Origin of the sequence: Mycobacterium sp., from assembly GCF_052145595.1 — a bacterium.
GTDB lineage: Bacteria > Actinomycetota > Actinomycetes > Mycobacteriales > Mycobacteriaceae > Mycobacterium.
In genome coordinates this window covers 1-5,932 of record NZ_JBKQOI010000002.1, presented here as the reverse complement: position 1 = coordinate 5,932, position 5,932 = coordinate 1, and the positions used below count along the sequence as shown (strand labels likewise).

Annotated in this window: 7 protein-coding genes and 1 pseudogene; 5 read left to right on the top strand and 3 right to left on the bottom strand. The window is 63.7% G+C overall.

Annotation, left to right across the window (positions count from 1 at the left end; genetic code table 11):
• From ACLP4W_RS00155 to ACLP4W_RS00145, 3 genes are all read left to right on the top strand, one after another.
• Window positions 1-493: catalase-related domain-containing protein (locus ACLP4W_RS00155; RefSeq protein ID WP_442382931.1), on the top strand; the 493-nt coding region annotated here is incomplete at its 5' end.
• Window positions 494-588: 95 nt separating this feature from the next.
• Window positions 589-1,032: an ankyrin repeat domain-containing protein gene (locus ACLP4W_RS00150; RefSeq protein ID WP_442382929.1), complete on the top strand. Its 444-nt coding sequence runs from the start codon at window positions 589-591 to the stop codon at window positions 1,030-1,032.
• Window positions 1,033-1,155: 123 nt separating this feature from the next.
• The gene (locus ACLP4W_RS00145; protein WP_442382927.1) at window positions 1,156-1,851 is read left to right on the top strand and encodes an alpha/beta hydrolase; all 696 of its coding nucleotides are present in this window, start codon (window positions 1,156-1,158) and stop codon (window positions 1,849-1,851) included.
• 985 nt (window positions 1,852-2,836) lie between these two features.
• Here the strand turns inward: ACLP4W_RS00145 and ACLP4W_RS00140 are convergent.
• Together ACLP4W_RS00140 and ACLP4W_RS00135 are read right to left on the bottom strand one after the other, a co-directional pair.
• Window positions 2,837-2,974, bottom strand: a pseudogene (locus ACLP4W_RS00140) (recombinase XerD); the annotation flags it as partial.
• Window positions 2,975-3,618: 644 nt separating this feature from the next.
• Window positions 3,619-3,972: a hypothetical protein gene (locus ACLP4W_RS00135; RefSeq protein WP_442382925.1), complete on the bottom strand. Its 354-nt coding sequence runs from the start codon at window positions 3,970-3,972 to the stop codon at window positions 3,619-3,621.
• Window positions 3,973-4,123: 151 nt separating this feature from the next.
• On the opposite strand from ACLP4W_RS00135, the gene ACLP4W_RS00130 reads away from it, so the two are divergent.
• Together ACLP4W_RS00130 and ACLP4W_RS00125 are read left to right on the top strand one after the other, a co-directional pair.
• Window positions 4,124-4,372, top strand: coding sequence for a type II toxin-antitoxin system Phd/YefM family antitoxin (locus tag ACLP4W_RS00130; RefSeq protein ID WP_442382923.1), 249 nt, complete (start codon window positions 4,124-4,126; stop codon window positions 4,370-4,372).
• Window positions 4,357-4,749, top strand: coding sequence for a type II toxin-antitoxin system VapC family toxin (locus tag ACLP4W_RS00125; protein ID WP_442371850.1), 393 nt, complete (start codon window positions 4,357-4,359; stop codon window positions 4,747-4,749). The genes ACLP4W_RS00130 and ACLP4W_RS00125 overlap by 16 nt, the downstream gene beginning before the upstream one ends.
• A 76-nt stretch (window positions 4,750-4,825) precedes the next feature.
• Here ACLP4W_RS00125 and ACLP4W_RS00120 read toward each other — a convergent pair whose 3' ends face one another.
• Window positions 4,826-5,902 (bottom strand): tyrosine-type recombinase/integrase, encoded by a 1,077-nt coding sequence (locus ACLP4W_RS00120; protein WP_442382921.1) that lies wholly within the window; start codon window positions 5,900-5,902, stop codon window positions 4,826-4,828.
• Window positions 5,903-5,932 lie beyond the last annotated feature (30 nt).

Below are 5,932 nucleotides of genomic sequence, written 5' to 3'. Positions count from 1 at the left end.
AGCGCGCACCCCCACTTGGGTCCCGCAGGGACGCAATGATGTGATCGCCGGCGGCCCGGTCATCAGCCGTGTTGTCCGTCCCGCCGAGCAGGTAGCCGTACACCCGCGCCACATAGCCAAGCTGGTGAACACCTATCACCGCGACGGTGCCATGCGCGTCGACGGCAACCAGGGCGGAGTGGCGGGGATCGAGCCGAACAACTTCGGCCGCTGGGCCGAGCAGCCCGCCTACGCCGATCCCGCTGAATCGATCGGCTCCACCGCGGATCACTTCGACTTCCGCGAGGACGACGACAACTACTTCGAGCAGCCCGGTGACCTGTTCCGGCTCATGACCGGGGACGAGCAGCAGAGGCTCTTCGACAACACCGCTCGCGCCATCAAGGGCGCCCGGCACCAGACCGTCGAAAAGCACATCGAGAACTGCACCCAGGCCGACCCCGCCTACGGCGAAGGCGTGCGCAAGGCGTGTGAGGCCCTCGGCGCGCTGTGACAGCCAACCGCGACCGAGTCGCCGGAACCTTCCCGCCCCGCGTTGGGGGAGGGAAGGTCCTGCGCTCGCCCGACCTTGACCAGTTTGGAGTTGATATGACATACAACGTGATTGACGACCCGAAAGCCCCCCTCGATACCGAGGTCCTGGACCTGGCATCACGCATATTCGATATGGCTCGCAGCGGCGACGCCGCAATGTTGGCCGCCTACCTCGACGCGGGCGTACCCGTGAACCTCACCAACACCAACGGGGACACCCTAGTGATGCTAGCCAGTTATTACGGACACCAGTCCGCTGTCACGGCGCTGGTCGCGCGCGGAGCCGACGTTGATCGACACAACAATCGAGGGCAGACCCCGTTGGGAGGCGCCGTCTTCAAGAACGACACAACGATCATCGAACTGCTGCTGTCAGCCGATGCCGATCCGCTGGCAGGCTCGCCGTCCGCACTTGAGACCGCGCGGTTCTTTGAAAGGGAGGAACTCGCGCGGCAACTGTTGCAACACATCCAGTGGCGGCGCAGCGTGAACGTCTAGCCGCAACGCGCACACGTGGCATCGGGCAGACCATTTCGCGCAGTGCGGGGAGTCTAGTGCAGTCTCGCTGGGCGCACGAAATGCGCTTAGGGCAACACGACATTCATCTGAGGAGGATGCATCATGACGGACAAGCCCAACATCGTTCTCGTGCACGGTGCATTTGCTGATGGTTCGCACTGGCGGCCCATCATCCCAGGGCTGTTTGCAGCGGGGTATCAAGTGATGGCGGCGCAGAACCCGCTCACGTCGCTGGCTGACGACATCGCAAACACCCGGAAGCTGGCCGAATGGATGGGGGGTCCGACCCTGCTGGTAGGCCACTCCTACGGCGGAGCCGTGATCACCGGCGCAGGCCGAGCAACCAACGTGGTGGGACTGGTCTACCTCGCCGCGTTCGCCCCGGCGCAGGGCGAAAGCGTGAATAGCATTAATCTCGCCAGCAGCGACCCCGCGCCTGGCTGGGCGAGCGTCAGCCCTGCCTTCGACGACGACTTGCTGTGGCACCGCCAGGACACGTTCCACGACAGCTTCTGCCAAGACCTCGACGACACCGAGTCGCTGGTGATGGCAACAACCCAAAGGCCGCTCGCACGTCGCTGCTTGGACGATGTCACCGGGGAGCCAGCGTGGAAGACCAAGCCGAGCTGGTATCAGGTCTCCGCCCAAGACCGAATGATCCCGCCGCAGACCCAGCGGTGGATGGCTAAGCGTATCCTCGCCCGCGAAACCATCGAGCTCGACACCAGCCACGCCTCGTTCGCCACCCGGCCCACCCAGGTACTCGAACTCATCACCAACGCCACCGCCGCCGTCTGATACCGATCAGGCGCTACACGAAGAGGGTTAGGCCGAAGAGGGAGAAACCGGTCGCTGCGGAATACCGCTTTTGGCCGAGCTGGCGCTCGGTCGCAGCTAGCGTCCCGTTGGAGCTTCAGAAACCCGTTGGGGATGCTGGGGGATGTGCCAGGTGTGCCATGCACGCCCACCCAGTCGCACCGTTGGCACAACTGGGCGACGTCTTCATTCAACGGGTCACACGACACTACGGTCTCATGGCTGCCATCTCCTTGCTGATAACGGCCTCCGTGAGATTCCGGGGACGGCATGGCAAGTGGGATCGTGACGTCGATCGCCGTCCCGCTTCCCACAGGACTGTTGACAGTCATCTTGCCGCCGAGCACGTCAATGCGGTCTTTAAGCCCGATGATCCCGGAGCCTTTACGGGAGTCGGCTCCACCTATTCCGTCGTCGCGAATCGACAGGTAAAGGTTTTCGTCGGCGGTTCGGGCACGCACCGCGACTTCGGAGGCTTGCCCTGGCATGCCCCACTCGATGCACGGCCACCAGCCCGAGCTATACACCCGCACCGTCACCGAATGGGCCGCCAAGCTCCCCGACACCACCACCCGCTGACCACCGACAAATCCACCCCCGGCCGAGTACGATGCCCGATGCAGGCATACCGGCAACCCGGTGGCCTGCGAGATCAACCGAATCTGGAACAACAACCCGACTCTAAAAACGGGTGGACCTAGTATCGGGGACTCGCCACGTGGGGTAAGCGTCGGTCAATATGGGAGCGCCCTTTTCGGTGGCGGTCACGCTTGCCCGCGAGGTTTGGTTGCATATCTCGGAAGGAATTATCGGCACAGTCGCTAGTCGTTAAAGCCACTGGAGTACAACGCGTTTCGTAATATGGAGTAGTTAGCTGGTGGGACTGCTTATTCGGTTCCCTCGTGTTCGTCATCGTGCGAGGGTGCGGTCCGCCATTTGGGGCCTGCGGTCGGGTAATCCACAACCACTAGGTGACGTATCGCGACCACGGTTGCGCTGCAACTTCTGCATGGCGATGCGCGACTTGGTAGCTGTAGCCAAGAAGTTCTGCGACGAGGGGAGGGGGAACCTCGGCGACGAGATTCTGGATGGCGGAGTTACGGGCCGACAGGTCAGCTCATCGCCGTCATCGGCGACCAGGGGCGCTCTGACAATGCCGACGAACTTGCCATCAGCCGCGCCGATGTCTGCTACGCCGCCATCGAGGCCGCACTGGAGGGGTGGCAGGAGTGGGCCATGGTGCTGGATGCCGATACTTATTGCTGGATCAGCCTCGCCCAGATCCAGCGCCGCGTGAACGACGCCGGCTTGGGCTCCGGGAACACCTGATCAGCGGTCGCGCTGACCGAGAGGATGACTTCCCGTCTATGACGACAAACCGGGCGGTTGTCGGTGACCGAATCACACGATCACACGGTGACTGCGGGCGCCGGCGGTTCTGCACGGACCGCCTCAGAGCGTCACGAGGGGGTGCAGGAGTCTGCCGGGATCTGCGCGGCGGGATCGGCAGTCTCCGAGATTGCACAGATTCGGGCCGATAGCCAACTAACCGAGACAAATTGGAAAAGGGGGAAGCTCTGACGGCCCGGCATCAGCTTGGTCAAAGTCGGCACCGCAGACATTGAAGCTTACCTAGATCGCGTGAGCTATCGTTCGTGTAGTTGGTCGGACCCGGCCCGCAAGCACCAGCACGACAACGGCTCTCGTGGATAGCCTGCTCAGAATGTCCATGTCGGTACGTCTAGCGGACTACTCAGCATCGGCCACGGCGGCAGAGCGAGTCTGCATGAACCACTTGCGAGTTCGGGTGAGGCCGGCGGTCTCGTCGGCCTCGCCACCACGGATCCCCCAGAGGTCGTACGCCCAACGCCGGAGCACGGTGTTCTCGTCCTCGCTCATCTCCGTGAGCACGTCACGTGAGTCGAGCAGGTATGCCACTGCAACGACCTCACCGGTCGACCAGACGTAGCGGTAGTTGTCCCAGCCGTCCGCACGCACGGCGCGGCATCGGGCAACGAGGTCGTCCCGCCGATGCTCTAGGAGGTCTTCTGGCAGTCCCGTGAAGATGTGGCTCGCGAGCTGCTCAGGTGTGTAGTCCGTCATTTCGTCATCTTCTCCGCTCGGTCATCTGTGGTCGTTGGCGGGCCGGCGCGGCTCATGCTGCGATTCTTTCTGTCAGGTGTGACATCTTTCCTCAGCTAATCCCAGCCTCGCGCCAGGGTAGCACAGGTTATACATGTGCTACCCTGGTCACGTGAGGATCGTTGGATTACGCGAGCTGCGGCAGAACGCCTCCGAACTCGTGCGCCGCGCCGGGGAAGGGGAGGAGATCACCATCACCGTGGCCGGCCGCCCTGGAGCCCGGCTTGTTCCCGCGGCTTCTCGAGCCTGGAGGCGGTGGGCCGACGTGTCCGAACTGTTCGCGGGGCCCGCAGATCTCGCGTGGAATGCCGACCGTGAGTTAATCGCCCAGGAAATACGCCACCCGTGGATAAAGCAGTGAGAGCGATTCTAGACACCAGTGTGGTCATTGCGACGGATGTCGAGCCTCTTGATGGCGAGTTGGCCATCAGCGCAATCACATTGGCCGAACTGCACTTCGGGGTTCTGGTGGCAAATGAACAAAAGGTGCGCTCTGAGCGGCTGCGGCGCCTGCTGGTCGTTCAGCGTAAGTTCGACGCGCTGCCTGTCGATGATGCCGTGGCGGCGAGCTATGGTCAGGTGGCGGCAGCCGTCGTTGACGCGGGACGTCAGCCGCGAGCGCGATCGATGGACCTGCTGATAGCGGCGACCGCGCATGCTCATTCTGCCCGGCTTTACACCCGCAACGCCGACGACTTTGACGGCCTCGGCGACTTGGTGGACGTCGTGCCGGTCTGACCGCACGGGACAAGTCAGTTCGGGCGAATCCAAACCGGAAGGGCGACCAGTGTCATCGCGGCTCAGTGCGCCTCGTTTAGTCCGCATTGCCAGGATCACTTCGGCCCGCTGCGCCCGGGTCGCTGGCAAGGTGGTAGAGAGGGTTCTGCGCCGCCGCGGCTTTCGTCTCTGAGCCAGCGCTGATGACGTAGCGCTGAGAAGTCGCCATGGATTCGTGCCCAAGCAGTTTCATGAGCGTGTAGACGCTGATGTTGGTGTTGGCCAGCTCGGTGGCGTAGGTGTGGCGCAATGCGTGTACGAGCGCGCCGGGAGTGCGTTGGGCATCGGGGCCGGCGAGATTGAAAGCGCGCAGGACGCGGTATTGCAAGGCCCCGCGGGTTATTCGCTGGCCGTCGTGGCCAACAAACAGTGGCGCGCTGGCCGACCAGCGGTTCAGCTCACTGTCGCGCGCGCGGCGGCGGGCTGCCGCCGGGAAGCGGACGGCTCGGCTGACCAGGTATGCGGTGAGCACAGCGATCAGGGCAGCTTCGACCGGGACGGTGCGGTCTTTATTGCCCTTGCCGCGCACGTGGAGGACGCCGCCGCCGTCTTCGGTGACGCGGAGATCTCCGACATTGGCGCTACGCAGCTCCTGGGCGCGCAGCCCCGCCAACAGTGCGGTGAGAATGATAGCTCGGTCGCGCTCTGGCCAGTCGGTCCGCCGTTTGAGGGCACCGGGTGCGTCAATGGCGTGGAGAAGCGCCTCGGCGGCGGGCGGGGGCAGGGATTTGGGAAGCGTTCTGCCGGGTTTGGGCCGACCTACCAGTTGCATCGGGTTCGCCGGGAGCAGGTCGGCAGTAAACAGGAAGCCGCACAAGGTGTTCCACGTCGACCAGCACCGCCGGATGGAGGCGGATTCGTGCGATTCGGCATAGGCCGCAAATGCCCGTCGCATCGCGTCTTTGGTGAGCTCGGCCGTCGCGAGCGCCCCGGCGTGTTCGCGCGCGCCGGTGATCAGTGTCGCGATGGCGTCGAAGTCGTGCCGGTATGCCTGCAAGGTGTGTGGCGAGGGTTTACGAGTCGCGCGGTCGGTCAGGAATGCGCGAAACCAGTCCGGGCGCTCGCGGTCCGTGAGGGGCCCGGATGGTGGTGGAGTGGGGCCGGCCGCGGTCATAATTCATGCATAATATCAGTTATGCATGAA